26 protein-coding genes, 1 tRNA gene and 1 other RNA gene are annotated in these 26,483 nt (G+C 70.1%); 16 read left to right on the top strand and 12 right to left on the bottom strand.

Annotation, left to right across the window (positions count from 1 at the left end):
- Window position 1: 1 nt before the first annotated feature.
- A complete protein-coding gene (locus tag AC3A46_RS04000; protein WP_487663917.1) occupies window positions 2–1,396 on the top strand; it encodes an FAD-binding oxidoreductase in 1,395 nt (464 codons plus the stop codon).
- 36 nt (window positions 1,397–1,432) lie between these two features.
- Here AC3A46_RS04000 and AC3A46_RS03995 read toward each other — a convergent pair whose 3' ends face one another.
- Window positions 1,433–2,146 carry an MBL fold metallo-hydrolase gene (locus AC3A46_RS03995; RefSeq protein WP_487663916.1) on the bottom strand — a complete coding sequence of 238 codons (714 nt, stop codon included), beginning with the start codon at window positions 2,144–2,146 and terminating at the stop codon, window positions 1,433–1,435.
- A 98-nt stretch (window positions 2,147–2,244) separates the two neighbouring features.
- On the opposite strand from AC3A46_RS03995, the gene AC3A46_RS03990 reads away from it, so the two are divergent.
- Together AC3A46_RS03990 and AC3A46_RS03985 are read left to right on the top strand one after the other, a co-directional pair.
- Window positions 2,245–2,769 (top strand): TetR/AcrR family transcriptional regulator, encoded by a 525-nt coding sequence (locus AC3A46_RS03990; protein ID WP_487663915.1) that lies wholly within the window; start codon window positions 2,245–2,247, stop codon window positions 2,767–2,769.
- Between the two features lie 95 nt (window positions 2,770–2,864).
- Window positions 2,865–3,746: a metalloregulator ArsR/SmtB family transcription factor gene (locus tag AC3A46_RS03985; RefSeq protein WP_487663914.1), complete on the top strand. Its 882-nt coding sequence runs from the start codon at window positions 2,865–2,867 to the stop codon at window positions 3,744–3,746.
- A 12-nt stretch (window positions 3,747–3,758) separates the two neighbouring features.
- On the opposite strand, the gene AC3A46_RS03980 is transcribed toward AC3A46_RS03985, so the two are convergent.
- Both AC3A46_RS03980 and AC3A46_RS03975 read right to left on the bottom strand, forming a co-directional pair.
- Entirely contained in the window at window positions 3,759–4,094 is a 336-nt protein-coding gene (locus AC3A46_RS03980) for a DUF6804 family protein (protein WP_487663913.1), read from the bottom strand.
- A 58-nt stretch (window positions 4,095–4,152) separates the two neighbouring features.
- A complete protein-coding gene (locus AC3A46_RS03975; protein WP_487663912.1) occupies window positions 4,153–4,398 on the bottom strand; it encodes a hypothetical protein in 246 nt (81 codons plus the stop codon).
- A gap of 315 nt (window positions 4,399–4,713) precedes the next feature.
- On the opposite strand from AC3A46_RS03975, the gene AC3A46_RS03970 reads away from it, so the two are divergent.
- Both AC3A46_RS03970 and AC3A46_RS03965 read left to right on the top strand, forming a co-directional pair.
- Window positions 4,714–4,914, top strand: a complete 201-nt coding sequence (locus AC3A46_RS03970; RefSeq protein ID WP_487663911.1) for a DUF2510 domain-containing protein — start codon at window positions 4,714–4,716, stop codon at window positions 4,912–4,914.
- A gap of 71 nt (window positions 4,915–4,985) precedes the next feature.
- The gene (locus AC3A46_RS03965; RefSeq protein WP_487663910.1) at window positions 4,986–5,546 is read left to right on the top strand and encodes a Dps family protein; all 561 of its coding nucleotides are present in this window, start codon (window positions 4,986–4,988) and stop codon (window positions 5,544–5,546) included.
- Between the two features lie 76 nt (window positions 5,547–5,622).
- Here the strand turns inward: AC3A46_RS03965 and AC3A46_RS03960 are convergent, their stop codons facing one another.
- Entirely contained in the window at window positions 5,623–5,982 is a 360-nt protein-coding gene (locus AC3A46_RS03960) for a PRC-barrel domain-containing protein (RefSeq protein WP_487663909.1), read from the bottom strand.
- Between the two features lie 214 nt (window positions 5,983–6,196).
- Here AC3A46_RS03960 and dinB point away from each other — a divergent pair, with 214 nt between their 5' ends.
- Window positions 6,197–7,393: a DNA polymerase IV gene (dinB, locus tag AC3A46_RS03955; protein WP_487663908.1), complete on the top strand. Its 1,197-nt coding sequence runs from the start codon at window positions 6,197–6,199 to the stop codon at window positions 7,391–7,393.
- A gap of 115 nt (window positions 7,394–7,508) precedes the next feature.
- On the opposite strand, the gene AC3A46_RS03950 is transcribed toward dinB, so the two are convergent.
- Both AC3A46_RS03950 and AC3A46_RS03945 read right to left on the bottom strand, forming a co-directional pair.
- Window positions 7,509–8,198 carry an aquaporin gene (locus tag AC3A46_RS03950; RefSeq protein WP_487663907.1) on the bottom strand — a complete coding sequence of 230 codons (690 nt, stop codon included), beginning with the start codon at window positions 8,196–8,198 and terminating at the stop codon, window positions 7,509–7,511.
- On the bottom strand, window positions 8,195–8,545 hold the full coding sequence (locus tag AC3A46_RS03945) for a metalloregulator ArsR/SmtB family transcription factor (RefSeq protein WP_487663906.1): 351 nt from the start codon (window positions 8,543–8,545) through the stop codon (window positions 8,195–8,197). Before AC3A46_RS03945 ends, AC3A46_RS03950 begins: the two co-directional genes overlap by 4 nt.
- Before the next feature lie 88 nt (window positions 8,546–8,633).
- Between AC3A46_RS03945 and AC3A46_RS03940 the strand changes: the two genes are divergently transcribed.
- The 5 genes from AC3A46_RS03940 to AC3A46_RS03920 all read left to right on the top strand — a co-directional run bounded on the left by AC3A46_RS03940 (window position 8,634) and on the right by AC3A46_RS03920 (window position 12,981).
- Window positions 8,634–9,947: an FAD-dependent oxidoreductase gene (locus AC3A46_RS03940; protein ID WP_487663905.1), complete on the top strand. Its 1,314-nt coding sequence runs from the start codon at window positions 8,634–8,636 to the stop codon at window positions 9,945–9,947.
- Window positions 9,947–10,474 carry an N-acetyltransferase family protein gene (locus AC3A46_RS03935; protein ID WP_487663904.1) on the top strand — a complete coding sequence of 176 codons (528 nt, stop codon included), beginning with the start codon at window positions 9,947–9,949 and terminating at the stop codon, window positions 10,472–10,474. Before AC3A46_RS03940 ends, AC3A46_RS03935 begins: the two co-directional genes overlap by 1 nt.
- Window positions 10,475–10,548: 74 nt before the next feature.
- Window positions 10,549–10,992: an arsenate reductase ArsC gene (locus AC3A46_RS03930; protein WP_487663903.1), complete on the top strand. Its 444-nt coding sequence runs from the start codon at window positions 10,549–10,551 to the stop codon at window positions 10,990–10,992.
- 269 nt (window positions 10,993–11,261) lie between these two features.
- Window positions 11,262–12,269: a TIGR00341 family protein gene (locus tag AC3A46_RS03925; RefSeq protein ID WP_487663902.1), complete on the top strand. Its 1,008-nt coding sequence runs from the start codon at window positions 11,262–11,264 to the stop codon at window positions 12,267–12,269.
- A gap of 166 nt (window positions 12,270–12,435) precedes the next feature.
- Window positions 12,436–12,981, top strand: a complete 546-nt coding sequence (locus AC3A46_RS03920) for a GNAT family N-acetyltransferase (RefSeq protein ID WP_487664057.1) — start codon at window positions 12,436–12,438, stop codon at window positions 12,979–12,981.
- A 161-nt stretch (window positions 12,982–13,142) separates the two neighbouring features.
- Here the strand turns inward: AC3A46_RS03920 and AC3A46_RS03915 are convergent.
- From AC3A46_RS03915 to AC3A46_RS03900, 4 genes are all read right to left on the bottom strand, one after another.
- Window positions 13,143–13,230: transfer RNA gene (locus AC3A46_RS03915), tRNA-Ser, on the bottom strand.
- Between the two features lie 41 nt (window positions 13,231–13,271).
- The gene (locus AC3A46_RS03910; RefSeq protein WP_487663901.1) at window positions 13,272–15,551 is read right to left on the bottom strand and encodes a transglutaminase TgpA family protein; all 2,280 of its coding nucleotides are present in this window, start codon (window positions 15,549–15,551) and stop codon (window positions 13,272–13,274) included.
- Complete coding sequence (locus tag AC3A46_RS03905; RefSeq protein ID WP_487663900.1) at window positions 15,538–16,797, bottom strand: DUF58 domain-containing protein; 1,260 nt, start codon at window positions 16,795–16,797, stop codon at window positions 15,538–15,540. The genes AC3A46_RS03910 and AC3A46_RS03905 overlap by 14 nt, the downstream gene beginning before the upstream one ends.
- 7 nt (window positions 16,798–16,804) lie before the next feature.
- Window positions 16,805–17,830, bottom strand: coding sequence for an AAA family ATPase (locus tag AC3A46_RS03900; RefSeq protein WP_487663899.1), 1,026 nt, complete (start codon window positions 17,828–17,830; stop codon window positions 16,805–16,807).
- A 180-nt stretch (window positions 17,831–18,010) separates the two neighbouring features.
- On the opposite strand from AC3A46_RS03900, the gene ffs reads away from it, so the two are divergent.
- Window positions 18,011–18,107, top strand: an RNA gene (ffs, locus tag AC3A46_RS03895) — signal recognition particle sRNA small type.
- On the opposite strand, the gene AC3A46_RS03890 is transcribed toward ffs, so the two are convergent.
- Complete coding sequence (locus tag AC3A46_RS03890) at window positions 18,102–18,773, bottom strand: NUDIX domain-containing protein (protein WP_487663898.1); 672 nt, start codon at window positions 18,771–18,773, stop codon at window positions 18,102–18,104. The two genes, ffs and AC3A46_RS03890, sit on opposite strands and share 6 nt — an antisense overlap.
- Before the next feature lie 110 nt (window positions 18,774–18,883).
- Here AC3A46_RS03890 and pta point away from each other — a divergent pair, with 110 nt between their 5' ends.
- From pta to AC3A46_RS03870, 4 genes are all read left to right on the top strand, one after another.
- Window positions 18,884–21,022: a phosphate acetyltransferase gene (gene pta / locus AC3A46_RS03885; protein WP_487663897.1), complete on the top strand. Its 2,139-nt coding sequence runs from the start codon at window positions 18,884–18,886 to the stop codon at window positions 21,020–21,022.
- 4 nt (window positions 21,023–21,026) lie between these two features.
- Complete coding sequence (locus AC3A46_RS03880; RefSeq protein ID WP_487663896.1) at window positions 21,027–22,280, top strand: acetate kinase; 1,254 nt, start codon at window positions 21,027–21,029, stop codon at window positions 22,278–22,280.
- Between the two features lie 159 nt (window positions 22,281–22,439).
- On the top strand, window positions 22,440–23,171 hold the full coding sequence (locus tag AC3A46_RS03875; RefSeq protein WP_487663895.1) for an HAD family hydrolase: 732 nt from the start codon (window positions 22,440–22,442) through the stop codon (window positions 23,169–23,171).
- Window positions 23,168–25,693, top strand: a complete 2,526-nt coding sequence (locus AC3A46_RS03870) for a glycoside hydrolase family 65 protein (protein ID WP_487663894.1) — start codon at window positions 23,168–23,170, stop codon at window positions 25,691–25,693. Before AC3A46_RS03875 ends, AC3A46_RS03870 begins: the two co-directional genes overlap by 4 nt.
- 43 nt (window positions 25,694–25,736) lie before the next feature.
- Here AC3A46_RS03870 and AC3A46_RS03865 read toward each other — a convergent pair.
- The coding region (locus AC3A46_RS03865; protein WP_487663893.1) for a TenA family protein at window positions 25,737–26,483 on the bottom strand (747 nt) is incomplete at its 5' end.

Genomic DNA, 26,483 nt, shown 5'->3' with positions numbered 1-26,483 from the left:
CATGTCCCTCAACGACCTCGCCCTCGACATGCCCCACGCCGCCGTGGCCGCCGCCGCGGCCGAGCTGCGCGCCGCTCTCGGCGACCGCGCCCTGCTGCGCGGCGACGCCGGGTACGACGCCGCTCGGACGCCGTGGAATCTCGCCGTGGCGCAGCATCCGTTCGCCGTCGTGATCCCGCAGTCCCCGCAGGACGTCGTCGACGTCGTGCGTGCCGCGACGCTCTCGGGGCTGCGCATCGCGCCGCAGTCGACCGGCCACGGTGCGGGCGCGCTCAGCGACACCGACCTCGCACACACCGTGCTGGTCTCGCTGCGGGCGCTGCGCGGCGTGACGGTCGACCCGGACGCGCGCACCGCGCGCGTGCTCGGCGGCGCGCTCTGGAACGATGTGCTCGAGGCGGCCGCCCCGCACGGACTCACGGCGCTCCACGGCAGCGCCGGCGACGTCTCGGTCGTCGGATACTCGCTCAGCGGCGGGCTGTCGTTCTATGCCCGTTCGCATGGCCTCGCCGTGAACGCTGTGCGTGCCGTCGAGGTGGTGACGGCCGACGGGTCGCTGGTGCGGGCGACCGCCGACGCGCATCCCGACCTGTTCTGGGCGCTGCGCGGCGGATCGGGCTCGTTCGGTGTCGTCGTCGCGATCGAGATCGACCTGCTCCCGCTCGCGGACGTCTTCGCAGGCATGCTGCTGTGGGACGCGTCGCGCGCTTCGGAGGTCTCGCACGCGTGGGCGCAATGGACGCAGTCCGCGCCCGAGACCGCGACCACCACCCTGCGCATCCTCCACATCCCCCCGATGCCCGAGCTGCCGCCGTTCCTGTCGGGTCGTTCGGTCGTCGTGATCGACGGGGCGATCGAAGAGACGGATGCCGCGGCATCCGCTCTGCTCGAACCGCTCCGCGCGCTGCAGCCCGAGGTCGACACGTTCGCCCGCATCCCCGCGCCCGCTCTCGTCGGCGTGCACATGGACCCGCCCGAGCCGTCGCCGTCGGTGACGTGGCACGCGGTCCTGGGCGAGCTGCCGGCACGTGCCGTCGACGCCTTCGTCGAGGCGGCTCAGACCCCGGGGATCTGCGTCCAGGAGCTGCGTCACCTCGGCGGCGCCGTGAACCGTCGGCCGGAGGGCGGCGGCGCGATCGCCTCGCTCGACGGGGAGTATCTCGTGCACTCGATCGCGATGGCGCCCGCGCCCGAGGCTGTGGCCCCCGCGACGGCTGCGGTGCGCGCGGGTGTCGCGGCCCTGGTGGCGTGGCGGGTCGATGCGCTCGCTCTGACCTTCGTCGATGCTCCCGGCGCCGATCGCTCGGTGGGGTTCGGTGCGGCGTGGGCGCGGCTGCGTCAGCTCAAGCTCGACTACGATCCGGCGAACCTCTTCGCCGCCGCGCGGCCGGTCTGAGTCCGCGTTCAGTCGGGGGTCTCGAGGTGCCGCGGCTCAGGCCGCACCCGCTCGAACGGCTGCCGCGACATCGGCGGGCGATCCCTTCCAGGGCGCGCCGTGACCGGGGAGCACCCACGAGGCCTGCAGCCCGGCGAGGTGTCCGAGCGAAGCCAGAGCCTCGGCGGGGTCGTCGGTGAACGGCGCCGGCTGCATCCCCTCGCGGCCGGTGAGCACATGGCGCGTCGTGAGGGCGTCGCCCACGAACACGGCATCGGCGACGGGGATGTGCACCGCGATGCTGCCCGGCGAGTGGCCCGGCATGCCGATGATCACGGGGGAACCGGGCAGATGCAGCACATCGCCGTCGTGCACCTCGACGACCTCCGACACGTAGGCCGTGGGCATCGCGCGCTTGCGCAGCGCATATGCGAAGAACCCGAGCGTCGGCCCGAGCTTCATCGGCCCCGTCGACACCTTCGGCTTCTCGCCGGTCCGGGCGCGCTCGGCATCGTCCTCGTGCACGTAGACGGGCACGCCGTGATCCCGGCGCAGGCGCTCGGCGAAGCCGATGTGGTCGCTGTCGCCGTGGGTGAGCACGACGCCCTTGACGTCGGCGGGGGAGAGGCCGAGTCCCTCGAGCTCGCGCACGAGGTCCCGCCAGTGGCCAGGAAGACCGGCGTCGATGACGGTGACGCCGTCGTCCGTCACGACGAGGTAGGCGGCGACGATGTCGTTGCCGATGCGGTGCAGGTGGGGTGCGAGCTTCATGGGGGATCCTTCGCGGGAGCCTTCGGTGTCTCCGAACTTGGCATAGCTACGATACGTAGCTATGATGGCTACTGTCAATAGCCATCGAAGGAGCCCTCATGCCGACGCCGGAACGCACGTCGTACGCGGAGATCGTCGCCGCGGGACGCGACATCCTCGAGGAATCAGGACCTTCCGGTCTGACGATGCAGAGCGTCGCGCAGCGCGTGGGAGTGCGGGCGCCGTCGCTCTACAAGCGCGTGCGGGACCGCGACGCGCTCATCGAGGCCGTCGCCGCCGCGACCGTCGACGACCTGATCGGCCGGCTCGAGGCATCCGATCGCTCTCTCGAAGGTCTCGCCCGCGCCTACCGGGCGCTCGCGCACCAGCGCCCGGAGGGGTTCCGGCTCATGTTCGCGGCCGCCGCTCCTCAGGAACTGCTCGACCGCGCGGGACTCACGATCGTCGACAGCGCCGCGGCCATCACCGGCGAGGAACACGCCCTCGATGCCGCGCGCCTCGTGACCGCGTGGGCGACGGGGTTCATCCACATGGAGCTCGCCGGAGCCTTCCGGCTCGGCGGCGACGTCGACGGCGCGTTCGACTACGGGCTGGCCGCGCTGCGCCGCGGCCTCGGCGCCTGAGCCGGCCGCGTCATGCGGCGCGGCCGGGGACGCGGTGCATCGTGAGGCTGGGAGTGGGGCCTCGTCGACCATCGAGCGTCGATAGAATTCCATCTATGAAAGGCGCGGCCCAGCGCGGACTCACGGTCCTCGCCGACCCGACCCGTGCCCGCATCCTTCGCTTGATCCGTGACGCGGACGGCGGGCACGCGCTGGTCGGAAGGCTCGCCGATGCGCTCGGCCTCCGGCAGCCGACGGTGAGCCACCACATGAAGGCGCTGCTGTCCGAAGGCGTCGTCGTGAGGGAGCGCGACGGACGACGCGTCTGGTATTCGATCGCGCCGGATCAGATCGATCGCGTGAACGCGCTCATCGGCGCCGATGACACGGCGTCGTCGGAGCCCGACCTCGACCGGATCGTGGGCGACCTGTCGCTCCGGTTCCGCGGTACGTTCAGCTCCGAGACCGTGAGGGCGAGCGTTCAGAACAGCTACGACCTCCTCGCCGGCGGGTCGACCTCCCCGCTCCTCGCGTCGAGAACCGCCGCCTTCGCGGCGACGCGACTCGAAGCGCTCAGTCGAGCCCAGGGCGATCTGCCCGCTCGACCCGAGGTGCTGTTCGTCTGCGTGCAGAACTCGGGGCGGTCCCAGCTGGCCGCGGGAATCCTCCGGCACCTCGCGGGCGATCGTGTGGGGGTGCGCAGCGCGGGCTCGGCGCCCGGGCTGGAACTGCGCACGTCGGTCGTCCAGGCGCTCGACGAGATCGGCGTGTCCGTCGGCGGGGAGTTCCCGAAGCCGCTCACCGACGATGTCGTCCGCGCGGCCGACGTCGTCGTGACGATGGGATGCGGCGATTCCTGCCCGGTCTTCCCGGGCCGGCGGTATCTCGACTGGCCGCTCGAAGACCCCGTGGGCAAGCCGATGGTCACGGTTCGCAGCATCCGTGACGACATCGAAGGCCGTGTGCGCGCGCTGCTGGACGAGATTCTCGCCTCCTGACCCGGCGGGCCGTCAGCTCCTGGTGGTGCGGATCGTCGCGCCCGCGACCAGGAACAGCACGGCGGCGACCGGCTGCGCGGCGGTCCAGACGGGCCCGTCGAACGCGAACGGGAAGATCGGGTTCCACACGACGGCGATTGCCGCGAACACCGGGATCCACCACCAGTGCCGCGCCTGGAACGCGAACCACGCGACGATCACGGCCAGAATCGCGACGATGAACCGGATGAGCAGGAACCACTCGCCGCCGATCAGCAGCGGCGCGAGGAACAGGGCGATCGCCGCGATCAGGGCGGGCGCGAAGGCATTGCGCTGATAGGTCGTGGCGGTCCGGTCCTTGTTCGTCATGCTCCGACTCTCTCACCGTTGCCGTCACGGCGAGAATCCGCGCTCGCTGGGCGTCGACCTACTGGTCGTCGGACACCCGCGACGCCCGACGGCGCTCGAGTCGCCAGTGGATCTCGTGCGTCTCGGGGTGGCGCCATTCGTGCATCCGGTATTCGAAGCCCGGCAGCAGCACGATCGGGATCGGATCCGGGGATGCGGGGGCCACGGCGCCGACCACGATCTTGGCGTCGGTCGGGATGAACGGCGACTGCGCGGGAACGGGAGCGGTGATGATCTCGACGGGGTCTCCGTAAGGGCGCGCCATATGGGCACCTTAGCACGCCCAGGGAACACGCTGAGAGTCACCTTGGGACTCCTATACACCACACATAGGGCACCTATAGAGTCTCCATAGAAGACGGAGCGTGCGCGGCGTCGAGGCCGACCCGAAGGCCTCGATCCTTGCCGGTGTGTGGGGCTGGCGAGCCGGCGGCGCTACCCGGCGTCTTCTACCCGGTGCGGGGTGGGGGCGTACTCGTTACGCGGGGGAACCCGTCCCACAGCACTGCGGCGGCTCGCCCCTGGACGCCCGACGTCCAGGGGCGGGTCGGCCCGGCCCTCGTACGACGAAAGGAATCCCATGTGCGACTCGGCGCCCGGCGCGACGAAGGCCGGGTGGTACCCCACCCCCGTGCGCGGGAGCGAGCGCTACTGGGATGGGGTCCGCTGGACCGAGATGTTCCGCCAGGCTCAGGCCGGTGCACCGCGGCCGATCGGCGACGGCGTCACCTCCGCAGCGTCCAACCGTGCGTCGTCGCGGATCTCTGCGGCGGGTCGGTGAGCGACTAGCACGACCGACGATCGGGCACAATCCCTGCGCGTGCGTCGGCGTCCGTCCGTACGGTCGGCGTCATGGCAACAACGACGAAGAACTCCACCGCCTCCGCGACTCGGAACAAGCGGCGCGCCGCCCGCGGCGCCCAGCTCACCAAGGAACAGAACGCTGAGAGCGGGTTCACCGCCTCCGCGACGCTGAGTGACAACCTCCAGAAGGTGCTCGTCGACCTCATCGAGCTGGCCTCTCAGGGCAAGCAGGCCCACTGGAACGTCGTGGGCCAGAACTTCCGCGACACGCACCGGCAGCTGGACGAGATCATCGAGTCGGCTCGCGAATTCAGCGATGCCGTCGCCGAGCGGATGCGGGCGCTCCACGCCCTTCCCGACGGGCGCAGCGACACCGTCGCCGAAACCACCAGCCTCCCCGAGTTCCCGCAGGGCGAGATCGCCACCGCCGACGTGATCGACCTCATCACCGAACGACTCGAGAACACGGTCGCCACCTGCCGGGACGTGCACGACGCGGTCGACGAGGAGGATCCCACCAGCGCCGATCTGCTCCATCAGATCATCGAGAAGCTCGAGCAGTACGCATGGATGGTCAGCGCGGAGAACCGGGTGCCGAAGCAGGGGTGAGCTGAGGCCGAGGAACGGGGTGGAGCCGTAAGGCTGCACCCCGTTCCGTCATTGCGGGAGGATGGCGGCCCTCCGATCAGCGATAGAAGTCGCCGTAGTAGGTGTCGAGCTGGCCACGGTAGCCGTCATCCGGCTCGGCCTTGGACTGATCCCACTCCGGAGAGTTCTTGATCTGGTCCTTCGTCAGGTCGACGTAGACCTTCTCGTCTTCGTCGTCGACACGCTCGACCGTCCCCGCCGGAAGGATCACCTTCCGGCCGAAGATCCACGGTCCGGTGTCCACGACGAGCCGGCTGGCGCCGGCATCATTGCTCGCCTCGTCGATCTTTCCGATGTCGCCATCCGTGGCGTGCACGTGGTAGCCCACCAGGTCGCGGGAACCGGCCCCGCGATCGACCGACTGGCGGTAGTCCCAGGCTTCCCAACTCGAGGACATGAGTGCTCCTTGTCTTCATGCGAGGGATGGATTCGGAAGTCGACCGGGGTGGTCGCTCCGGTTTCCACGCTAGGAAGTGCTCGGGAGATCGGGGACCCCCTGGCGCATCCGGCGTAAGAGGCGTAGTGGCCCCGAGCTGCGCGCGCGGAGTCTGGAGGGATGTCGTCGGTCGGTGCCACCATGATCAGAACAAATGTTCGATGCAGGGGGCAGTATGCGAGGCGAGGCGACGGTGCTGCACGCGGATCTGGACGCCTTCTACGCCTCGGTCGAGCAGCGCGATGCCCCCGCGCTGCGTGGCCGGCCCGTCATCGTCGGCGGCGGTGTCGTGGTGGCGGCCAGCTACGAGGCGAAGGCTCGCGGGGTGCGAACGGCGATGGGCGGTCGACAGGCGCGTGACCTCTGCCCGGAGGCGGTGGTCGTGCCCCCGCGGATGGAGGCGTACTCGGCGGCCAGTAGGGCTGTCTTCGCGATCTTCCGGGATACGACGCCCCTCGTCGAGGGGCTCTCCATCGACGAGGCGTTCCTCGAGGTCGGAGGGCTCCGGCGTATCGCCGGAACCCCCGAGCAGGTCGCCGTGCGCCTTCGGGAGCGGGTTCGTGCGGAGGTGGGGTTGCCCATCTCCGTCGGGATCGCCCGAACCAAATTCCTCGCCAAGGTCGCCAGCGCCGTCAGCAAGCCCGACGGGCTGCTGGTGGTCGAGCCCGACAAGGAGCGGGAGTTCTTGCTCCCGCTCCCGGTGGAACGGCTGTGGGGTGTGGGCGCCGTGACCGCGGGGAAGCTGCACGGGCTCGGCATCCATACCGTCGGTCAGCTTGCGGAGCTCGAGGCGGCGACCGCCGAGAGGCTGCTGGGGAAGGCGGCCGGCGCGCACCTGCACGCACTCGCTAGGCTGCGGGATCCGCGTCCGGTCGACACCACGCGTCGCCGCGGCTCCATCGGTTCGCAGCGCGCCCTCGGCACCCGTCCCCGGACGCCCGAAGAGCTGGAGGCTGTTCTCACGCAGATCGTCGATCGCCTCACCCGTCGCCTGCGCGACGGCGACCGCGTCTGCCGCACCGTCGTGCTGCGGCTCCGTTACGGCGACTATGCGAAGGCCACCCGGTCCCGCTCGTTCCGCTCACCGACCGACCGCACCGCCCTGATCCTCGCCGTCGCGCACGGACTGCTCGGCGCCGCGCAACCGGAGATCGCAGAGCGCGGCATCACCCTCATCGGCGTCTCGTTGTCGCAGCTCGGCCGACGCGACAGTGTCCCGCCGGAGCTTCCGATCGATTGGGACGACGGCGTGCGCCTCGACACGGTGCTCGACGCGGTGCGCGATCGCTTCGGTGCGGCATCCGTCTCGCGGGCCGCTCAGCTCGGCCGCGACTCTGGCTGGTCGACGCCGCTGCTTCCGGAGCACGAATGAGCCGGTCGCGTGCCTCAAAGACCGCTCGAGGCCGGCGTGTCCGTCGTGGGACCCCGGAGGGGCGCGGCGTGAGCAACGGTCAGTGTGGCCGTGCGCCTGCCGTTCGGAGTCTCCGTCAGCGCCGAGCGACCGTGTGCTCGGGTGCCACTTCCGGGAACAGCAATCGGACCGCTGCATATCCCAGCGCGGCGCCGATCAGCTGGGCCGCGATGAACGGCAGCACTGACGCCGGCGCGATTCCGGCGAACGTGTCGCTGAACATGCGGCCGATGGTGATCGCGGGATTGGCGAAGCTCGTCGACGAGGTGAAGAAGTAGGCCGCACCGATGTACGCGCCGACGGCGGGCGCGGCAAGATGCGAGCGGCCGGTCCGCACGAGGGCGAAGATCAGGAGGATGAGCCCGGCGGTCGCGACGACCTCGGAGAGCAGCAGTGGCCAGGTGTACCGGTCGGTGGTGCTCCATGAGATCGCCGGAGCGCCGAACATCAGATTGGCGAGCGCGGCGCCCGCGATGCACCCGAGCACCTGGACGGGCAGGTACACCGCCGCGGTCGACCAGGTCCGGCGGTGCAGAGTGATGTCGACGAGGGTGACGACGGGGTTGAAATGAGATCCCGAGACCGTCGCGAAGACGAGGATCAGTACGGCGAGACCGAGCGCGGTGGCGAAGGCGTTCTCGAACAGCTGCAGTCCGACATCACCGGGGGAGAGGCGCTGGGCGGCGATGCCGGACCCGATCACGACAGTGGCGAGTCCTGCGCTGCCGAGGAACTCGCCGGCGCCGGCGCGTGCGGCGTACGTCACGAGGCGACGAGGAGCTGCGACACGCGGTCCAGCGCACCGGGCACGAGCGTGAAGTAGGCCCAGGTGCCGCGCTTGCTGCGGGAGAGGAATCCCGCGGCGGTGAGAATCTTCAAGTGGTGGGACACCGTGGGCTGACTGAGTCCGACCGGCTCGATCAGGTCGCAGACGCAGGCTTCGGAGTCCTCCGACGCAGCGACGATGGACAGCAGTCGCAGCCGGGTCGGGTCGGCGAGCGCCTTCATCGTGAGGGCGAGCTGCTCCGCCTCTTCGGCCGTCAGCGGCTCGCGAACGAGGGGTGTGCAGCACACGCCGGCCGTGACATCCGTCACGTCGAGCATCGTGGTCATGCATCGAGGTTAGTCGATATTGACAGGTGTCGATAGATGGGGCCAGAATCTGGGTATCGAAGTTCATCAATATCCGTGGGAGGACCTTGTGACCCTGCTCGACCTGAGCCCCCGAGTCGTCGACTCGGGCCCGCTGTCGACTCTGCCCGTCGCGATCATCGGTGCGGGGCCGATCGGGCTCGCCGCCGCCGCGCACCTCGTCGAACGCGGCATCGATTTCGTGGTCTTCGAGGCGGGCGGCGAGGTCGCCGCCAGTGTGCGCTCGTGGGGTCACACCCGTCTGTTCTCCCCGTGGAAGCACCTCGTGGATCCGGCGTCGCGCCGACTCCTGGTGGAGGGAGGGTGGGAGATGCCCGACCCCGAGCGGGCGCCGTCGGGGACGGAACTCGTCGAGAAGTACGTGGCGCCGCTTGCCGCTCTCGAGGAGATCGCCCCGCGCATCCGCCTCGGTGTCGAGGTGATCGGCGTGACGCGCGAGGGCATGGACCGCACCCGCACGGCGCGCCGCGCCATGACGCCGTTCGCGCTGCGGATCCGAACTGCGGACGGCGAGGTCGACGACGTCGCCGCACGCGCCGTGATCGACGCGTCGGGCACCTACCTGTCTCCGAACTCGCTGTCCTCCGGTGGGCTCGAGCTGCTGGGGATGGCCGACATCGCTGACCGCGTCACTCCCGCGCTTCCCGATGTGCTCGGCCGAGATCGTGCCGAGTTCGCGGGCCGGAGCGTGACGGTCGTCGGCGCCGGTCACTCTGCGGCCAATACGCTGCTCGCCCTCGTGCAGCTCGCCCGCGAGGAGGCCGGCACCACGGTCACCTGGCTGATCCGCAACACCAAGGCTGTGCGGGTCTCGTCCTCGCCCGACGATGAGCTGATCGGTCGTACGAACCTCGGGAGCCGCGTCGACCGGGCCGTCGAACGCGGCGAGATCACCCTCGTCGACAGCTTCGAGATCATCCGCGCCCGCCGTACGGGCGATGCCGTCGAACTGGTGGGACATCGCGGCGGGGAGGTCGTGACCCATGAGGCCGAGATCGTCGTGAATGCCACCGGCTTCCGGCCGAACCTCGACATCCTCCGCGAGATCCGCCTCGAGCTCGACGAGATCGTCGAAGCCCCCAAGCGCCTCGCGCCGCTGATCGACCCGAACGTCCACTCGTGCGGCACCGTCGAGCCGCACGGCTTCCGCGAGCTGACGCACCCGGAGCAGGGATTCTTCATCGTGGGGATGAAGTCCTACGGGCGCGCGCCGACGTTCCTTCTCGCCACCGGCTACGAGCAGGTGCGCTCGGTGACGGCGTGGCTCGCTGGAGATGTCGCGTCCGCGTCGAACGTCGCACTCGCGCTTCCCGCGACGGGTGTCTGCTCGACGGATGCCGGCAACGGCGGTGGATGCTGCTGATGACGGAGCTGCGAGAGATGACGGCGGCCGATTGGCCTGCGGTCGAGGAGATCTACGCACAAGGGATCGAGGACGGGGAGGCGACCTTCGAGGTCGCCACCCCGACCTGGCAGACGTTCGACGCCGGCAAGCTGCCGGAGATGCGTTTCGTTGCCGCCGACGAGAGCGGCGCGCTCGTCGGCTGGATCGCCGCCTCGCCCGTGTCCTCACGCCCCGCCTATCGCGGTGTCGTCGAACACTCCGTCTACATCAGCCGAGACGCGCGGGGCCAAGGCATCGGCCGCCGCTTGCTCGATGTGTTCGTCGCCGCTGCCGAGGATGCGGGAATCTGGACGATCCAGTCGAGCATCTTCCCTGAGAACGCCGCGAGCCTCCGGCTCCATGAGGCTGCGGGATTCCGTGTGGTGGGCCGGCGGGAGCGCATCGCCCGGTCGGGGGTCGGCCCGCACGCGGGCGCCTGGCGCGACACGCTCCTCATCGAGCGGCGCAGCACCACGGTGGACTCCGTCCGAGGATGGATGACGTGATCGGCCGACCGCGGCTCGAAGATAGATAGACCGCCGTCTATGCTTGTCCGGAAGAGAGAGAAAGCGAGCCCGCTATGAGTGACAAGCCCACCGTTCTGTTCGTCTGCGTGCACAATGCCGGCCGTTCGCAGATGGCCGCCGGGTACCTCCGTGCGCTCGCGGGCGACGATGTCGAGGTGCTCTCCGCGGGGTCCGCGCCCAAAGACGTCATCAATCCGGTGGCAGTGGCGGCGATGGCAGAGGAAGGCATCGACATCGCGGGTCACACGCCGAAGGTGCTGACAGTCGATGCCGTCAAGGAGTCGGACGTCGTCATCACGATGGGCTGCGGCGACGCGTGTCCGATCTTCCCCGGCAAGCGCTATGAGGACTGGGAGCTCGACGACCCCGCCGGGCAGGGGATCGAGGCGGTGCGACCGATTCGCGACGAGATTCGCGGACGCATCGAGGCGCTGATCGACGACCTGTTCCCTGAGCGGTCGGCGCAGCCGGAACACCCCGTCAGCAGCGACATCTGAGAACCCTGAGAGGTCAGCGCGGGCTTCACTTCCGGGCGGCCCAGGTGCTGAGCGCGCGAACGGTCGAATTCCCCCCAAGCCGTCACCGTCGGCCTGCGTAGCGGGTGCCGGGACCCGGCCGATAGCCGCCACGCACCGCTGATCAGCGGTCCCGAAGTCCGCCCGGACTGGCGCGGGCGGTTTCGTTTCAGGAGGAGACCGCGGAGATCGTCCATCACATCGTCGGCGAGCGTCGATCCGCCGACGACCGTATGCGCGATGATGAGCGAGTGGTCACCCCTTCGGAGATGCTCAAGGTGCTCATCCCTCCCACGCAGAGGCAGACCGCTGCGGAGGTGACGGAGGCTCTCGACCTCGGGGCAGGTGACAAGGCAGGCAAGCGCAGCGGCTTTCTGATCATGCTCACGCTCGCCGGAATCATCGCGATCGGCGGCGTGCTGACAGACTCCACGGCGACCGTGATCGGGGCCATGATCATCGCTCCGCTCGGCACCCCGATCCTCGCGATCGGACTCGGCATCGTCACCGGTCATCTGAGTCTCGTGGTGCGCTCGATCCTGTGGGTTCTGCTCGGGCTCGCGATTGTGATTGTTCTCGGGCTGTGCTTCTCGGTCTTCGTCTCCACACCCCAGAGCCTGGAGACCAACTCACAGGTCGTTGGCCGCACGTCGCCCAGCTTCATGGATCTCGTCGCGGCGCTGGCAACCGGCTTCGCCGGCGGATTCGCGATGTGTCGCAGGGATCTCAGCGCCATTCTGCCGGGTGTGGCGATCGCCATCTCGCTCGTGCCGCCTCTGGGCGTGGTCGGGGTATGCGCGGGGCAGGGGCTCTGGGATGACGCGCTCGGAGCGTTGTGGCTGTTCCTCTCCAACGTCGTCGCGTTGATCATCGCAGGCAGCATCGTGTTCACCCTCTCGGGCTACGCGCGCGATCCGGGGTCGTCTCCGGTGGCGAACCGCCGCCGCGCCTACCTGATCGTCACCGCACTGACCGTCCTGATCACGATCCCTCTGGTCGTGAACTCGATCATCTCGGTTGCGCTGGCGCGGTGGTCGGTGACGATCCAGGATGCCGCCGCTGGCTGGCTCGCTGAGGAAGACGGCGCCCGGGTCCACGGCATCGAATGGACCGGGGCGACGGCGACCGTGGAGGCGACCACCGATGACGGACGGACGCCGCCCGTCGACGAGTTGCGTGATTCGCTCGCCACGGTGATCCCGTCGTTCGTCGGAGTCGTCGTCGAGGTGGGCCAGGGGGTGGAGCTCAGAGTGCAGTAGACGCTGGTGTGCGCTCTCTGCAGCGGAGCGGGCTCGGAGAGTTCCGCAGTCGCACCCACCGCCGCGGTGACCTGCGGCGCCAGGCAGGACCTCGAAGGGAAGCCACCCGGGGAGGAGGTCAGGTCTGTACCGCTGATCTGTTCGCCCGTCGCGTGATCCCGGGCCTCTGCGGCGACGCGCGCTGAGCGACCGGGTTGCGAGCGTGCGGAGCCTTGGCGATGCTCGTCTCGTGACAGGTGCGGTGGTACGGAACGCGACGACGGAAGACGCAGCAGCTCTCGCCGCGCTCAAGGTTGCGTGGGCGGGGTGCCCGGACCGTCCTGGGGCCGAGGAGATGCGTTCGTTCTCGAACGACATCGCTTCGTGGATGACAGCTGAAGGAGACGCGCTGATCGCTCGGGTGGCGGAGCAAGATGGCGGACTGGTCGGCATGGCATGGCTTGTGATCTTCGACCGGGTGCCCGACTTCGAGGATCGCAACCGCTCGACAGGCGATATTCAGAGCGTCTTCGTTCTGCCGGAGTTTCGACAGCACGGCGTGGGGCGGGCACTTGTCGATTCTCTGCTCGAGACGGCAGACGAACGCGGCATTCTCAGGGTCACCGTGAGTGCGAACGAAGCTGCGGCGCAACTGTATGCGAAGGCGGGGTTCTGCTCCGCTCCGCTCCTCCTGGAACGACGACTCGAGCGTCAAGACGTACGCGCGTCCTGAGCGGGCGTGGGCCCGTTTCGTTGCCTGCGCGCGGAAGGACCTGTGCATCAGGGTGGTCGAGACCCGCGCAATTCCGGGCCTCTCGGCGGCCGAATGTGCACGACGACTGTGCCACGAGATTCCGAACGGGTCGCGATCCCTTGAAAACACTGGGATCACAGTGGCGGAGGATGGGGGATTCGAACCCCCGAGGGCTTGCACCCAACACGCTTTCCAAGCGTGCGCCATAGGCCACTAGGCGAATCCTCCAGGAGGCCCCGGAGGGCCGCCGACCATCCTACCCTGCTCCGCTACCGTGCCCGAACCGGGGCCGTCCCGGCGTAGACGCTGCCGGGTCTGACGACGAGCGAACGCGGCGCCAACAGCGCGAGAATGCGGCGCGAAGGCGGCGCGGATGCGAGCAGGGATGTACGGACGGATGCTGCGGCATCGGCCGCCGCGTCACCCATCCAGTACGAGCGCGTGCCGGCGCGCGAGTAGCTGGCGCGCTCGATCGCGAGCAGGACCGTGTTCATCTCGGATGCGGCGACCCCGTGCTCGGCGACGAGCCTGCCGGCGAACGCGCGCGGCGTCTCACTGGCGGGTACGGGGATGCCGACGTCGATCGCCGCCTCCTGGACCGACTGCCACGCCGCCGCCGCGTCACCGCCCCGGGCGGCGGCATCCTGCTGACGGCGACGCAGCTCCCGGATGAGGAAGGGGAGCGCGAGGAGCACGATCATGGCGGCAACCACGCCGAGGATCGGCAGCGGGTCGAGGGCGTCCTGCGACGTGCCGCCCGACGCGTTCTGCCGCTGCTCCTCGAGGTCGATCTGCGCCTGGTCGCCCCGCGCTGTGGGAGTCGGGTTCGCCTCAGGAATCGTGGCATCGGGGCCGGCGGTCTGGCCAGGAATCGTGAGCTCCGACGAGAAGGTCGTGGGTACCCCGAGTCCGGAGGTGGGCTCGAACGGGATCCAGCCGATGCCCTCGAAGTACACCTCGGGCCAGGCGTGAAGCTGCGAGCTCGACACCGAGAAGACCGGCTGATCGTCGATGCTGTCCGTGGTCGGAGTGCCCGGCAGGTAGCCGACCACGATGCGCGACGGCATGTTGAGCGTGCGTGCCATGAGCGCGAACGCGGATGCGAAGTGGATGCAGTAGCCCTCGCCGACCTCCAGGAACCGCGCCACCGCCTCTGCGCCGCTGCCGTCGAACCCGTCCTCGACGGGTGACTCGAGCGAGTAGCGGAAGTCGGTGCCGCGGAACCATCGCTGCAGCGCTGTCAGTCGGTCGTAGTCGGTGGTGGCATCGGCAGTCATCTGCACCGCCAGTTCGCCGATGATCGGCGGGATGTCGTCGGGCAGCTGCGTCGTCTCGTCGCGCACCTGCGCGCCCACCGACACCGCGGCGCGCACCTGCTCCAGGGACGGCCGGGGCACGTCATACGCCACCTCGTACGACTGGCCCTGCGTCGAGCCGGCGGTCGTGGCCACCGTGTGGTTGTAGGGCACCGCGCCCCACATGCCGCCGCCGAGACCGCTGATGCCCACGGCGGGATAGGGCACCGGCGCCCAGGGGGAGTCGAGGTTCACGATGTCGATCTTCGCCGTGTACTCGCCGATGCGGATGTCGTCGCCGGAGTCCACGACGCCGAACGCGCGCTCGCTCTGAAGCGACACGGTCTGCGAGCGATCGGGCTCCCACAGCCCGCCGTCGAATCGAGAAAGAGTCGTCGCACGCAGATAGGGCACGGACGGGGCGTTCGTGCGAACCCGGAGGACCTCCACCTCCTGGGGACGGCGCAGGTCGTCGCCGAGCTGCAGTGTCGCGTCGATCCCGGGACCGGGGCCGAGACCCGATCCCGCCCTCGCGCCGGGCTGTGGAAGCACCGGGGTCGCCACGACGGCCACGACGATCGCGATCGCGCCGATGCCGAGTGCCGTCGCGGGGACGCCGGCGGTGCGCTCCGCCTCGCGCTCGGCCGGCTTCTCCCTGGAGCGCGTCTCCGAGCGCAGGAGGAACAGGATCGCGACCGCCAGGAACACGAACCCGATGACGTCGACCTCGCTCGGCGCGGCGATCGCCGGGATGAGCGACACTGCGACGATGCCGACGGACGCCAGCAGCGGCATCCGTGCGGTCACCACGACGTGGTCGACGATGATCGTGAGGAGCCCCATCGACCCCACCACCACGAACGCCAGCGACAGCGTCGGCTCGAGCGGAGCCGCGCCGATGGTGATCTCCTCCATCGCGGCCCGCACCAGCAGCGGGACGGCGCGGAAGGTGTCGAGCGTCGGGATCACCCACAGCAGGGCGGTGCCGCGCACGAAGACCAGGGTCATGAACACGACCCACACCGCGACCTCGATCAGGGTCACCGCGACCGCGGGAAGGCGGTAGAGACGGGCGGTGTATCCGGCCGCGAGCACCATGGCCGACAGTGCGAGCGCCGCGACGAGCCACCACCCGGGCTCGATGACGCGGACCACCGGCAGCAGCGCCGCGAGCAGCGCCGCGAGGATCGCGAACGTCAGCAGTCGTTCCCCACCGCGCGAGCGTACCGGGCGACCCGTCTCAGCCGAAGGCATGGTGCACCCCCCGTCCGATCGCGTTCGCCCACGCGGGACCCAGGTCGCGGTCGGGACCGATCGCCGCCACGTGCCAGCCGTGATCCGCGGCGATGTCGAGCGCGTCGCCGATCGGCGACGCGGACAGCAGCAGGGGGAGCGTGCTGTGGTGCGAGACCGGCCCGATGGCCACTGCATCGGCCGGGTCGAGCCGTCCCACGATGAGCACGATGGGACCCGTCGACGCCCCCGCGAACAGCCGCGACAGGCGCGGGAGGGCGTCGTCGCGATGGGCGGTGATCGTGGCGAAGTGGACGAGCATCGCATCGACCTCGGTCATGTCGCCGCCGTCGATCCGGTCGGCGAGCACCGTTCCCTCCGTGTCGAGGACCTCGACGGCATAGCCGTCGTGCACCAGGCGCGCGACCGCGGAGACGCACGCCGAGATGCCGGCTTCGAAGCCGGGGTCGGCGCCGGGAGCCCGAAGGGCCTCGGGAGACCAGCGCAGCGCGGCGCGGTCGATCACGACAGTGGCCTCGGGTGTGGACTCCTGCTCCTCCTGGCGCACCATGAGCGCATCGCGGTGCGCGGTCGCCCGCCAGTGGATGCGCCGCATCGAGTCGCCCGGGGCGTAGGGTCGCGCGACGAGGTTGTCGGCGCCCTGGCCGAGCTGGTCGGTCGTCGTGTGCAGCATCCCGCCGGTGGCGCCGGCGAAGTCCACGAGCGGCGGCAGCTCGACGATCGCCGGCGCCACCGTGACCGGCGTGCGCTGGCTGAACACGACCGTGCGTCGTGCGAGCCCGAACGGGTCCGACGATCGCACCGTGAGCGGTCCGAGCGAGTGGACGCCGCGCCGCGCGCCGGTGACGATGTACACCAGGTCGATGCTGCGGGCACCGCCGCGCTCACCGCCGCGCAGCCCCGAGCCGAGTGCGGGAAAGGCGCCCTCCGCCTTGCCGCGCAGCCCCTTGGGCAGGGCGTCGCGCCAGGTTCCGGGCGCCGTGGGCAGGGCCGTGCGCACCTCGACGCGCACCGACACGCGCGCGTCGCCTCCGACCGCGACGACGTCCGGGGCGAGTGCCCGGGTGACCGCATCGGAGCGGCGCCCGACGTACAGCGAGGCGATGCTCGCGACGACGACCGCGAGCAGCAGGATGCCGAAGTACATCAGCTCGACGATGCTCGCCTCGTTCGCCACGATGAAGCACGCGATCGCGAGGACCAGCGCTCCGGTGCCCCGGACGGTCAGTGGCCACACGCTTCTCATCGCTGTGTCACTGACGTGCGGCGATCGGCACCCGCACGCTCGCGGCGATGCGCTCGAGGATCGTCGCGATCGCATCTGCGGCGCTCGACCCCCGGGCGCCGCCAGCGGCGCGGGTCGGGATGAGGCGGTGCGCGAACACCGGGGCGAGGAGCGCCGTGATGTCGTCGGGGATGACGAAGGCACGACCGTCGAGCGCGGCCCACACCTTGGCCGCGCGCACCAGCTGGAGCGTCGCGCGGGGGCTGGCGCCCAGGCGCAGATCGCTGTGCGTGCGGGTCGCCTGTGCGAGAGCCACGGCGTAGTCCTCGATGGCGGGCGCGACGTGCACCGCCCGCGCCCACGCGACGAGCCCGCCGACCTCGTCGGCCGAGACGACCGGCGCGAGCTGGTCGAGCGGGTTCACGGTGTCGCGCTGGCGAAGCATGAGGGCCTCCGAACGCGCATCGGGGTAGCCCATCGAGATGCGCATCATGAACCGGTCGCGCTGCGCCTCGGGGAGGGCGTAGGTGCCTTCCATCTCGAGCGGGTTCTGCGTCGCGACGACGAGGAAGGGCTCGGGCACGAAGTGCGTGCGCCCGTCGACGGTGACCTGGCGCTCCTCCATCGCCTCGAGCAGGGCCGACTGCGTCTTCGGGGAGGAGCGGTTGATCTCGTCGGCGATGACGATGTTCGCGAAGATCGCGCCCGGCTTGAACTCGAATTCGCGGTCGACCGGGTTGAAGACGCTCACACCGGTCACATCGCCGGGAAGCAGGTCGGGCGTGAACTGGATGCGGCGGACCGTGGCGTCGACGGCCGTCGCCAGTGCCCGTGCGAGCATGGTCTTTCCGACACCGGGAACGTCCTCGATGAGGAGGTGCCCTTCCGCGAGGAAGCACACCAGGGCGCTGCGCACCGCGTCCGGCTTGCCGTCGATGACGCTGCCGACCGCGTCCAGGATCGCATCTGTGATGCGGGCGAAACCCTCGGCGCTCGTGGCCCCGAGCGCACCCGAGCCTTTCGATGCAGCATCCGTCATCGCGGTATCGACCATCGCCGGCTCCTGTTCCGCCCTCGAACGAGCGGGTCGCGGGTGGGGTGCGGGCTCCCTCGCCCATGGGACCGATCCTAATCGCGCCGTTATCGGATCGGTATCGATCGCGCGGAGAACCCTGGACGACCCCACGTGCGGGGCGAGCGGTCCGCCCGCGCCCGTCGGACGGGTTAGACTTGACCCAGCTCTCCGCGAGGCGGCATCCAGGCCAACTCCCCCAGGACGGAAACGTAGCAAGGGTAACCAGGCTCTGCCGGGTTCGCGGAGAGTCTTAATCTTTCCGGGCGAAGGGGCCCTCCAGCACCGACCACTGCAGCAGCATGATGGTCTTCGCATCCTGGATCCGCCCGTCGCGGATCATCGCGAGCGCCTCCTCGATGCCGAGGTCGAGCAGCTCGATGTGCTCGCCCTCCTCCTCCAGGCCGCCGCGCTCGCCGACTCCGGCCGTGCCGTCGTAGGGCGCCGCGAAGAAGTGCAGCCGCTCGGTGACCGATCCGGGACTCATGTAGACGTCCCACACGTGCTCGAGCTCGCCGATGTCGACGCCGGTCTCCTCCACGGCCTCCCGCCGGATCGCCGTCGAGGGGTCGTCCTGGTCGAGCAGTCCCGCGGCGGTCTCGATCAGCATCCCGTCGGGGTGGTCGTTGACGTACACCGGGTAGCGGAACTGGCGCGTGAGCAGCACCGTGCGCCGCGCCGCGTCGTAGAGCAGCACCGTCGCGCCGTTGCCGCGGTCGTACGTCTCGCGCTGCTGGGTCTCCCAGCTGCCGGACGGCCCGCGGTACTCCAGCGTGGTGCGCCGCAGCACGTGCCATGCCGATGCGAGCACCTCGACGTCGGTCACCCGCACGTCGGGGTTGCGGTCCAGTTCCCGTCCGGTGAGATCGAGGCCGGTCCGGCCGCGGTGATCGGGCACGTCGATTCCGGGACGAGGTTCGTGCATGCCGTCGAGGCTATCCGCGGGTGGCCACGGACGTGGCCCCGGTGGTCGTGCTGCTTTCGATCCGGTGGCACGCGTGGCCGCGGCATCCGTCCCGCCCATAGGCTGGTCGCGTGGCGCAGAGCATCTACATCACGTCGGCAGAGGGTCATTCGGGGAAGTCAACGGTCGCGCTCGGCGTGCTCGATGCGCTGAGCCACGCGACGCCGCGGGTGGGAGTGTTCCGGGCCATCGCCAGGTCGACCGTCGAGCGCGACTACGTGCTCGAGATGCTGCTCGATCACGACGGCGTCGATCTTCCCTACGACGACTGCATCGGCGTCACCTACGACGACGTGCGGCAGGATCCGGATGCTGCGCTCGTGACGATCGTCGAGCGCTACAAGGCCGTCGAGGCCCAGTGCGACGCGGTCGTCATCGTCGGCAGCGACTACACGGATGTGGGGAGCCCCGCCGAACTCGCCTACAACGCCCGCATCGCGGCGAACCTCGGCGCTCCGGTGCTGCTGGTGCTCGGCGGCCGCTCGGCGCAGAACCAGACGCAGCCCGAGCAGCTCGGCTCGTCGCTCGCGCGCACGCCTGCCGAGATGGGGCAGATCGCCGACCTCGCACTCGCAGAGCTCGCCCACGGCCGCGCGAAGCTGTTCGCGGTCGTGGCGAACCGCGCCGACGCGGAGCGCGCCGACGAGACCCTCGACGCCATCCGCCGCTCGATCCACACGCATCACGGCGACGGGCCCGCAGCGCCCGTGCCGGTCTGGGCGATCCCGGAGGACCGGTTCCTCGTGGCGCCGTCGATCCGCGGCATCATGCGTTCGGTCGACGGAGAGATGCTCGCCGGCGATGCCGGCCGCCTCACGCGCGAGGCGCTCGCGGTGGTGGTCGCGGGCATGTCGATGGTGAACGTGCTGCCACGCCTGCTCGAGGGCGCCGTCGTCATCATCCCCGCGGACCGCTCCGAGGTGCTGCTGGCGACGCTGCTCGCGAACGCGTCGGGCACCTTCCCCTCGATCTCCGGCATCGTCCTCAACGGCGGCTTCGAGCTTCCCGAGCCCGTCACGCGCCTGATCGACGGCCTCGGCTCGAGCGTGCCGATCATCACGACCGAGCTCGGCACCTACGAGACCGCCGTGCGCATCATGGGAACCCGGGGCCGCCTCGCCGCCGACTCGCAGCGCCGGTACGACACGGCGCTCGCCCTCTTCGAGCAGAGCGTCGACACCGACGAGCTCCTCGTCGCCTTCGGCCTGGCGCGCGCCACCGTCGTCACGCCCCTCATGTTCGAGTTCCAGCTCATCGAGCGGGCGCGCGCCCAGCGCAAGCGCATCGTGCTCCCCGAGGGTGACGACGACCGCGTGCTGCGGGCCGCGGCGACGGTGCTCAAGCGCGGCATCGCGGACCTCGTGATCCTGGGCGAGCCGTTCGAGGTGCGCGCCCGCGCAATCGAGCTGGGCATCGACATCCAGGGTGCGGAGGTGCTCTCGCCCCTGGATGCCGTCCACGTGCACAAGTTCGCCGAGGAGTACGCGCGTCTGCGCGCGCACAAGGGCGTCACCGTGGGGCAGGCGGCCGACACGGTCACGGATGTCTCGTACTTCGGCACGATGATGGTGCACCTCGGGCTCGCCGACGGCATGGTGTCGGGCGCCGCGCATACGACGGCGCACACGATCCGCCCCGCGTTCGAGATCATCAAGACCAAGCCGGGCGTCTCCGTCGTGTCGAGCGTCTTCCTCATGGCGCTGGCCGACCGCGTGCTGGTCTACGGCGACTGCGCCGTCATCCCCGACCCGACGAGCGAGCAGCTCGCCGACATCGCCATCTCGTCGGCGGCGACCGCCTCCCAGTTCGGGATCGACCCGCGCGTGGCGATGCTCTCGTACTCGACGGGGGAGTCCGGATCGGGTGCCGATGTCGAGAAGGTGAGGGATGCCACGGCCCTCGTCCGCTCGCGAGCCCCGGAGCTTCTCGTGGAAGGGCCGATCCAGTACGACGCGGCGGCCGATGCCGCGGTGGCGGCGGCGAAGATGCCGGGCTCGGCGGTCGCGGGACGCGCGACGGTGTTCGTCTTCCCCGACCTCAACACCGGCAACAACACGTACAAGGCGGTGCAGCGCTCGGCCGGGGCCGTCGCGATCGGGCCGGTGCTGCAGGGCCTCAACAAGCCGATCAACGACCTGTCGCGCGGTGCGCTGGTCGACGACATCGTCAACACGATCGCGATCACCGCGATCCAGGCGCAGGGGGAGTGACGCGATGACCCCGGTGCTCGTCATCAACAGCGGCTCGTCGTCGTTCAAGTACCAGCTCCTCGACATGGACACCGAGCGCACCCTCGCGTCCGGCCTCGTCGAGCGCATCGGCGACCCGATGGGCGTCGCGCGTCACACCGTGTACGCCACGCCGACGGACGGCCCCTCGCCGGCCTTCCTCGACGCGACCCGCACGCGTGAGCTTCCGATCCCGGACCACACCGCCGGCTTCGGCGTGATGCTCGAGGCTTTCGCGTCGGACGGCCCCTCGCTCGCCGAGACGCCGCCCGTGGCCGTGGGCCACCGCGTCGTGCACGGCGGCGCGCGCTTCTTCGAGCCGACGCTGATCACGCCGCTGGTGGAGATCAACATCGACGAACTGTCGGTGCTCGCGCCTCTGCACAATCCCGCGAACCTCGCCGGAATCGTCGCCGCCCGCGCGGCCTTCCCCGACGTGCCGCACGTGGCCGTCTTCGACACCGCCTTCCACCAGACCCTGGCGCCCGCGGCCTACACCTACGCGATCGACGCCGAGGTCGCGGCATCCCATCGCATCCGCCGCTACGGATTCCACGGCACGTCGCACAAGTTCGTCAGCGAAGCAGCGGCGGCGTTCCTCGGGCGCCCGCTCGCCGAGCTCACGCAGATCGTGTTCCACCTCGGCAACGGCGCGTCGGTCACCGCGATCGACGGCGGCCGCTCGGTGGACACCTCGATGGGGTTCACCCCGCTCGAGGGTCTCGTCATGGGCACGCGCTCGGGCGACATCGACCCGGCCGTGCTGTTCCAGCTCGAACGGCGCGCGGGCATGACGGTCGACGACCTCGACGAGCTGCTCAACAGACGCAGCGGTCTGCTCGGGCTCGCGGGCTCCAACGACCTGCGTGACATCCGCGCGGCCGTCGAACGCGGGGAGGAGCGCGCGATCCTGGCGTTCGAGGTCTACGTGCACAGGCTGCGCGCCTACGCCGGCGCCTACCTCGCGCAGCTCGGCGGCGCCGACGTCATCTCGTTCACCGCTGGCGTGGGCGAGAACGCCCCGCACGTGCGCGCCGGGGCCCTCGAGACACTCGGTTTCGCGGGCGTCCAGATCGATCCCGAGCGCAACGAGAGCCGTGAGCGCGGCATCCGCATCATCTCGACGGATGCCTCGGCCGTGACCGTCCTCGTCGTCCCGACGGACGAGGAGCTCGAGATCGCGCGCCAGACCCTGAGTGTTGCCGCGAGCCGGAGCAATGCGAGCGCCAGCGAGCGTTGATGCGGCTCGGGGCAAGGTTGAGTAGGCGAGGAACGAGCCGTATCGAAACCCGCCCTCCTTGTTATCCGTCACGGGATGCGACCCGGCACCCGCCCGCATTACGCTTGCTGGACGGCGCGATGCAGTGCCGACGCACCCGCACCCGCTCTCGGAGGTTCTGTGGCTGACGACGCCCTGCCCGATCTGACCGCTTACGACGCCGTGCTGTTCGATCTGGACGGCGTCCTCACGCCCACGGCCGAAGTGCACATGCACGCGTGGCAGACCATGTTCGAGGAGCTCTTCGCGGCGTGGGACATCACCCCGCCGTACACCGAGCGCGACTACTTCGACCACCTCGACGGCAAGAAGCGCTACGACGGCGTCGCGAGCCTGCTGCGCTCCCGCGACGTCGAGGTGCCGTGGGGTCACCCGTCCGACCCGGTGACCGCCGACACCGTGTGCGGCATCGGCAACCGCAAGAACGCCGTCTTCGAGCGCATCCTCCGCGCCGAGGGGATCGCCCCGTACCCGGGGTCGATGCGCCTCCTCGACGTGCTCGCGCAAGCGGGCACGCCCGTCGCGGTGGTTTCGAGCTCCAAGAACGCGGAGGAGGTGCTGGCGGCAGCCGGCATCCGTGATCGCTTCACCGTCGTGATGGACGGCGTCATCGCCGAACGCGACCACCTCGCCTCCAAGCCCGCACCGGACGTCTTCGTCGAAGCGGCACGGATGCTGGAGGTCGAGCCCGCGCGCAGCGCCGCGGTCGAAGACGCCATCAGCGGCGTGCGCTCCGCTGCCGCCGGCGGCTTCGGACTTGTGGTGGGCGTCGACCGCGGAGCCGGCGAGGAGGACCTCGTGGAAGCGGGCGCACATGTCGTGGTGAAGGATCTGGAGGAGTTCGCACGATGATCGATCGCGATCGGTTCCCCGTCGACCCCTGGCGCCTCGTCGAGACATCGTTCGACCTGGACGCCGCCGGCGTCACCGAGACGCTGTTCGCGGTGGGCAACGGATACCTGGGCCTGCGCGGCAACCAGCCCGAGGGGCGTCACGCGCAGGAGCACGGCACGTTCATCAACGGGTTCCACGAGACGTTCCCGATCCGCCATGCCGAGCAGGCCTACGGCTTCGCCGAGGTCGGCCAGACGATCATCAACGCCCCGGACGCGAAGGTCATGCGCGTCTACGTCGACGACGAGCCGCTGTCGCTCGACGTCGCCGACGTGCGCGAGTACGAGCGGACCCTCGACATGCGCGACGGCGTGCAGCGCCGCCACATCCTGTGGGTGACGCCGTCCGGCAAGGAGGTGCGGATCGACTACGAGCGCCTGGTGTCGTTCGAGGAGAAGCACCTCGCCCTCATGACGGTGGACGTCACGGTGCTGAACGCGGACGCGCCGGTCACGGTGAGCTGCCAGATGCTCAACCGGCAGGACGGCGAGGACGTCTACGGCGGCACCCCGCTGGCGCCTCGCAAGGCCGGGTTCGACCCGCGCAAGACCGAGAAGCTGCACGAGCGTGTGCTGCAGCCGCAGGAGTACTGGCAGGACAAGCAGCGCTCGGCGCTGTCGTACCGCGCCACCGACTCGGGCATGACCATCGCCGTCGTCGCCGACCATCTCGTCGAGACGGCGAACGAATACACCTCGCGCACGCTCATCGAGACCGACATCGCGAAGAACGTGTTCCGGGTGAATGCGAAGGCCGGCGTGCCGATCCGCGTGACGAAGCTCGTGAGCTACCACACCTCGCGCGGCGTGCCCGCGCGGGAGCTCGTCGACCGCTGCCGTCGCACCCTCGATCGGGCACTCGGAGAGAGCGTCGACGCGATCCGGGCGCAGCAGCGCTCGTGGCTCGACGCGTTCTGGGAGCGCTCGGACGTGCGCATCGGCGGCCACGACGACCTGCAGCAGGCCACCCGCTGGTGCCTGTTCCAGCTCGCCCAGGCGTCGGCGCGGGCCGATGGCCAGGGTGTGCCCGCGAAGGGCATGACGGGCTCGGGGTACTCCGGTCACTACTTCTGGGACACCGAGATCTACGTGCTCCCGTTCCTCGCGTACACGACGCCGCTGTGGGCGCGCAACGCCCTGCGCATGCGGTACCTGATGCTGCCCGCCGCGCGTAAGCGCGCGTTCCAGCTCAACGAGGCGGGCGCGCTGTTCCCGTGGCGCACGATCAACGGTGAGGAGGCCTCCGCCTACTACGCCGCCGGCACCGCGCAGTACCACATCAACGCCGATGTCAGCTTCGCGCTCGCGAAGTACGTGCGGGCGACCGGCGACAACGACTTCCTCTTCCGCGAGGGCGTCGACATCGCCGTCGAGACGGCGCGGCTGTGGGCGACCCTCGGCTTCTGGCGTTCGAACGACGGCGGGGTCGACGGCGAGGGCGACACGTTCCACATCCACGGCGTCACCGGGCCCGACGAGTACACCACCGTCGTCAACGACAACCTCTTCACGAACGTCATGGCGCGGTTCAACCTCCGCTTCGCCGCCCGCACCATCCGCGAGATGGCAGAGGCCGACGGCGAGGTCTACCGCCAGATGGTCGACCGCCTCGCCCTCGAGCCCGGCGAGCCCGAGGCGTGGGAGCGGGCTGCCGAAGCCATGCACATCCCGTTCAGTCCGAGCCTCGGCATCCATCCGCAGGATCATGTGTTCCTCGAGCGCGAGATCTGGGACCTCGAGAACACCCCGCCCGACAAGCGTCCCCTGCTGCTGCACTTCCACCCGCTGGTGATCTACCGCTACCAGGTGCTCAAGCAGGCCGACGTCGTGCTCGCGCTGTTCCTGCAGGGCAACCACTTCTCCGACGAGGACAAGCTCGCCGACTTCGAGTACTACGACCCGCTGACCACCGGTGACTCGACGCTGTCGGCGGTCGTGCAGGCGATCCTCGCCGCGGAGGTCGGCTACCAGGACCTCGCGCTCGAGTACTTCCGGCAGTCGATCTTCGTCGACCTCGGCGACCTGCACCACAACGCCGCGGACGGCGTGCACGTGGCCTCGGCCGGTGGCGTGTGGACCGCACTCGTCGCAGGATTCGGCGGCATGCGCGACCACTTCGGCGAGCTGTCGTTCAATCCGCGGCTTCCCGCGTCGTGGCCGTCGCTCGAATTCGTCCTGCACTGGCACGGCACGCGGCTGGTCGTCACGGTCACCCGTGAGGAGCTGCGTGTGCGCGCCACGGAGGGCGACCCCGTCGGCTTCAGCGTGCGAGGCGTGGGCTACGTGGTCGGCGCTGGCGAAGAGGTGGTGGCACCGCTCGACGGGCAGGGCCCGGTGATCGCGGGGCGTCCGTCGCTGCGCGAGCTCGGCGACGCGCGCCGCGAGGACGGTTCGCTGCTGTCCGCGTCGGTGCCCACCGTGACCTCGACGATCCCGATCATCGTCGGCGCCGCCGACGTCGAGCACGGCGCCGACGCCTAGTCCTCCTCCGGACCTCGACGACACCCTCGGCGCCCTGCTGACCTCACGCCCGGGCGAAGAACTCCCGCTCGTGCTTCATGGAGCGCGCGAAAGCCGCGTCCATGCGCGCCCGTTCGATCGGGCCGGCCTCGAGCGCCGCCGCATCGGCGATCTCGGTCGCCCGCGCCGTCGCCGCGGTGAAGGCGGGGTCGCCGTACATCGCGAGCCAGTCGTCGTACGGGTGCTCGTCGTGTCGCCGGGTGGCGAGACGGATGCCGAGATCGGTGTACAGCCAGAAGCAGGGCAGGAGCGCCGCGACCAGCTCGGCGTACGAGCGGGCTGACGCGTGGAGGTGGTTCGTGTACGCGAGGGTCTGCGACGCCGGGGCCGCGACGGTCGCGCCGAGGTGGGACTCGTGCAGCCGGCGCTCCTCGACGATGGAGGACTCCGCCGCACGCGCCCAGAACGCCTGCTCCTCCGGGGTCGGCGCGAGCGCGCTCGCCTTCGCCAGCACGCGGGAGTACTCGCCGAGGTAGAGCGCGTCCTGCGCGAGATACCGCAGGAACGTCTCGCGCGGCAGGGTGCCGTCGCCGAGACCGCGGACGAACGCGAGGTCGTCGACCTCCGCGCGCTCTGGTGCTGCGGCCTCCCACACGCGTGCCGACCACGAGGGGACGGTCGCGGTCCCCACGGCCTGTCCGCGCGCCGCTCGCGCGCCGGTCGGAGCCTCCGGCCGCGTGGGCCTGCCCGCGCCCCGCAGTTCGTGGAAGTGGTCGATCGGACCGCTGCCCTCGCCCACGCGCAGCGCGTC

The organism is Microbacterium sp. Soil_C_42 (genome assembly GCF_057656735.1).
This window is presented reverse-complemented; position numbering and strand designations above follow the sequence as displayed.

Excerpts from the sequence above, each read along its gene's own strand:
- AC3A46_RS04000 (WP_487663917.1), top strand. The coding sequence starts at position 2 with ATGTCCCTCAACGACCTCGCCCTCGACATGCCCCACGCCGCCGTGGCC.
- AC3A46_RS03995 (WP_487663916.1), bottom strand. The coding sequence starts at position 2,146 with ATGAAGCTCGCACCCCACCTGCACCGCATCGGCAACGACATCGTCGCC.
- AC3A46_RS03990 (WP_487663915.1), top strand. The coding sequence starts at position 2,245 with ATGCCGACGCCGGAACGCACGTCGTACGCGGAGATCGTCGCCGCGGGA.
- AC3A46_RS03985 (WP_487663914.1), top strand. The coding sequence starts at position 2,865 with ATGAAAGGCGCGGCCCAGCGCGGACTCACGGTCCTCGCCGACCCGACC.
- AC3A46_RS03980 (WP_487663913.1), bottom strand. The coding sequence starts at position 4,094 with ATGACGAACAAGGACCGGACCGCCACGACCTATCAGCGCAATGCCTTC.
- AC3A46_RS03975 (WP_487663912.1), bottom strand. The coding sequence starts at position 4,398 with ATGGCGCGCCCTTACGGAGACCCCGTCGAGATCATCACCGCTCCCGTT.
- AC3A46_RS03970 (WP_487663911.1), top strand. The coding sequence starts at position 4,714 with ATGTGCGACTCGGCGCCCGGCGCGACGAAGGCCGGGTGGTACCCCACC.
- AC3A46_RS03965 (WP_487663910.1), top strand. The coding sequence starts at position 4,986 with ATGGCAACAACGACGAAGAACTCCACCGCCTCCGCGACTCGGAACAAG.
- AC3A46_RS03960 (WP_487663909.1), bottom strand. The coding sequence starts at position 5,982 with ATGTCCTCGAGTTGGGAAGCCTGGGACTACCGCCAGTCGGTCGATCGC.
- dinB (WP_487663908.1), top strand. The coding sequence starts at position 6,197 with ATGCGAGGCGAGGCGACGGTGCTGCACGCGGATCTGGACGCCTTCTAC.
- AC3A46_RS03945 (WP_487663906.1), bottom strand. The coding sequence starts at position 8,545 with ATGACCACGATGCTCGACGTGACGGATGTCACGGCCGGCGTGTGCTGC.
- AC3A46_RS03935 (WP_487663904.1), top strand. The coding sequence starts at position 9,947 with ATGACGGAGCTGCGAGAGATGACGGCGGCCGATTGGCCTGCGGTCGAG.
- AC3A46_RS03930 (WP_487663903.1), top strand. The coding sequence starts at position 10,549 with ATGAGTGACAAGCCCACCGTTCTGTTCGTCTGCGTGCACAATGCCGGC.
- AC3A46_RS03910 (WP_487663901.1), bottom strand. The coding sequence starts at position 15,551 with ATGCCTTCGGCTGAGACGGGTCGCCCGGTACGCTCGCGCGGTGGGGAA.
- AC3A46_RS03905 (WP_487663900.1), bottom strand. The coding sequence starts at position 16,797 with ATGAGAAGCGTGTGGCCACTGACCGTCCGGGGCACCGGAGCGCTGGTC.
- AC3A46_RS03900 (WP_487663899.1), bottom strand. The coding sequence starts at position 17,830 with ATGGTCGATACCGCGATGACGGATGCTGCATCGAAAGGCTCGGGTGCG.
- AC3A46_RS03890 (WP_487663898.1), bottom strand. The coding sequence starts at position 18,773 with ATGCACGAACCTCGTCCCGGAATCGACGTGCCCGATCACCGCGGCCGG.
- AC3A46_RS03880 (WP_487663896.1), top strand. The coding sequence starts at position 21,027 with ATGACCCCGGTGCTCGTCATCAACAGCGGCTCGTCGTCGTTCAAGTAC.
- AC3A46_RS03870 (WP_487663894.1), top strand. The coding sequence starts at position 23,168 with ATGATCGATCGCGATCGGTTCCCCGTCGACCCCTGGCGCCTCGTCGAG.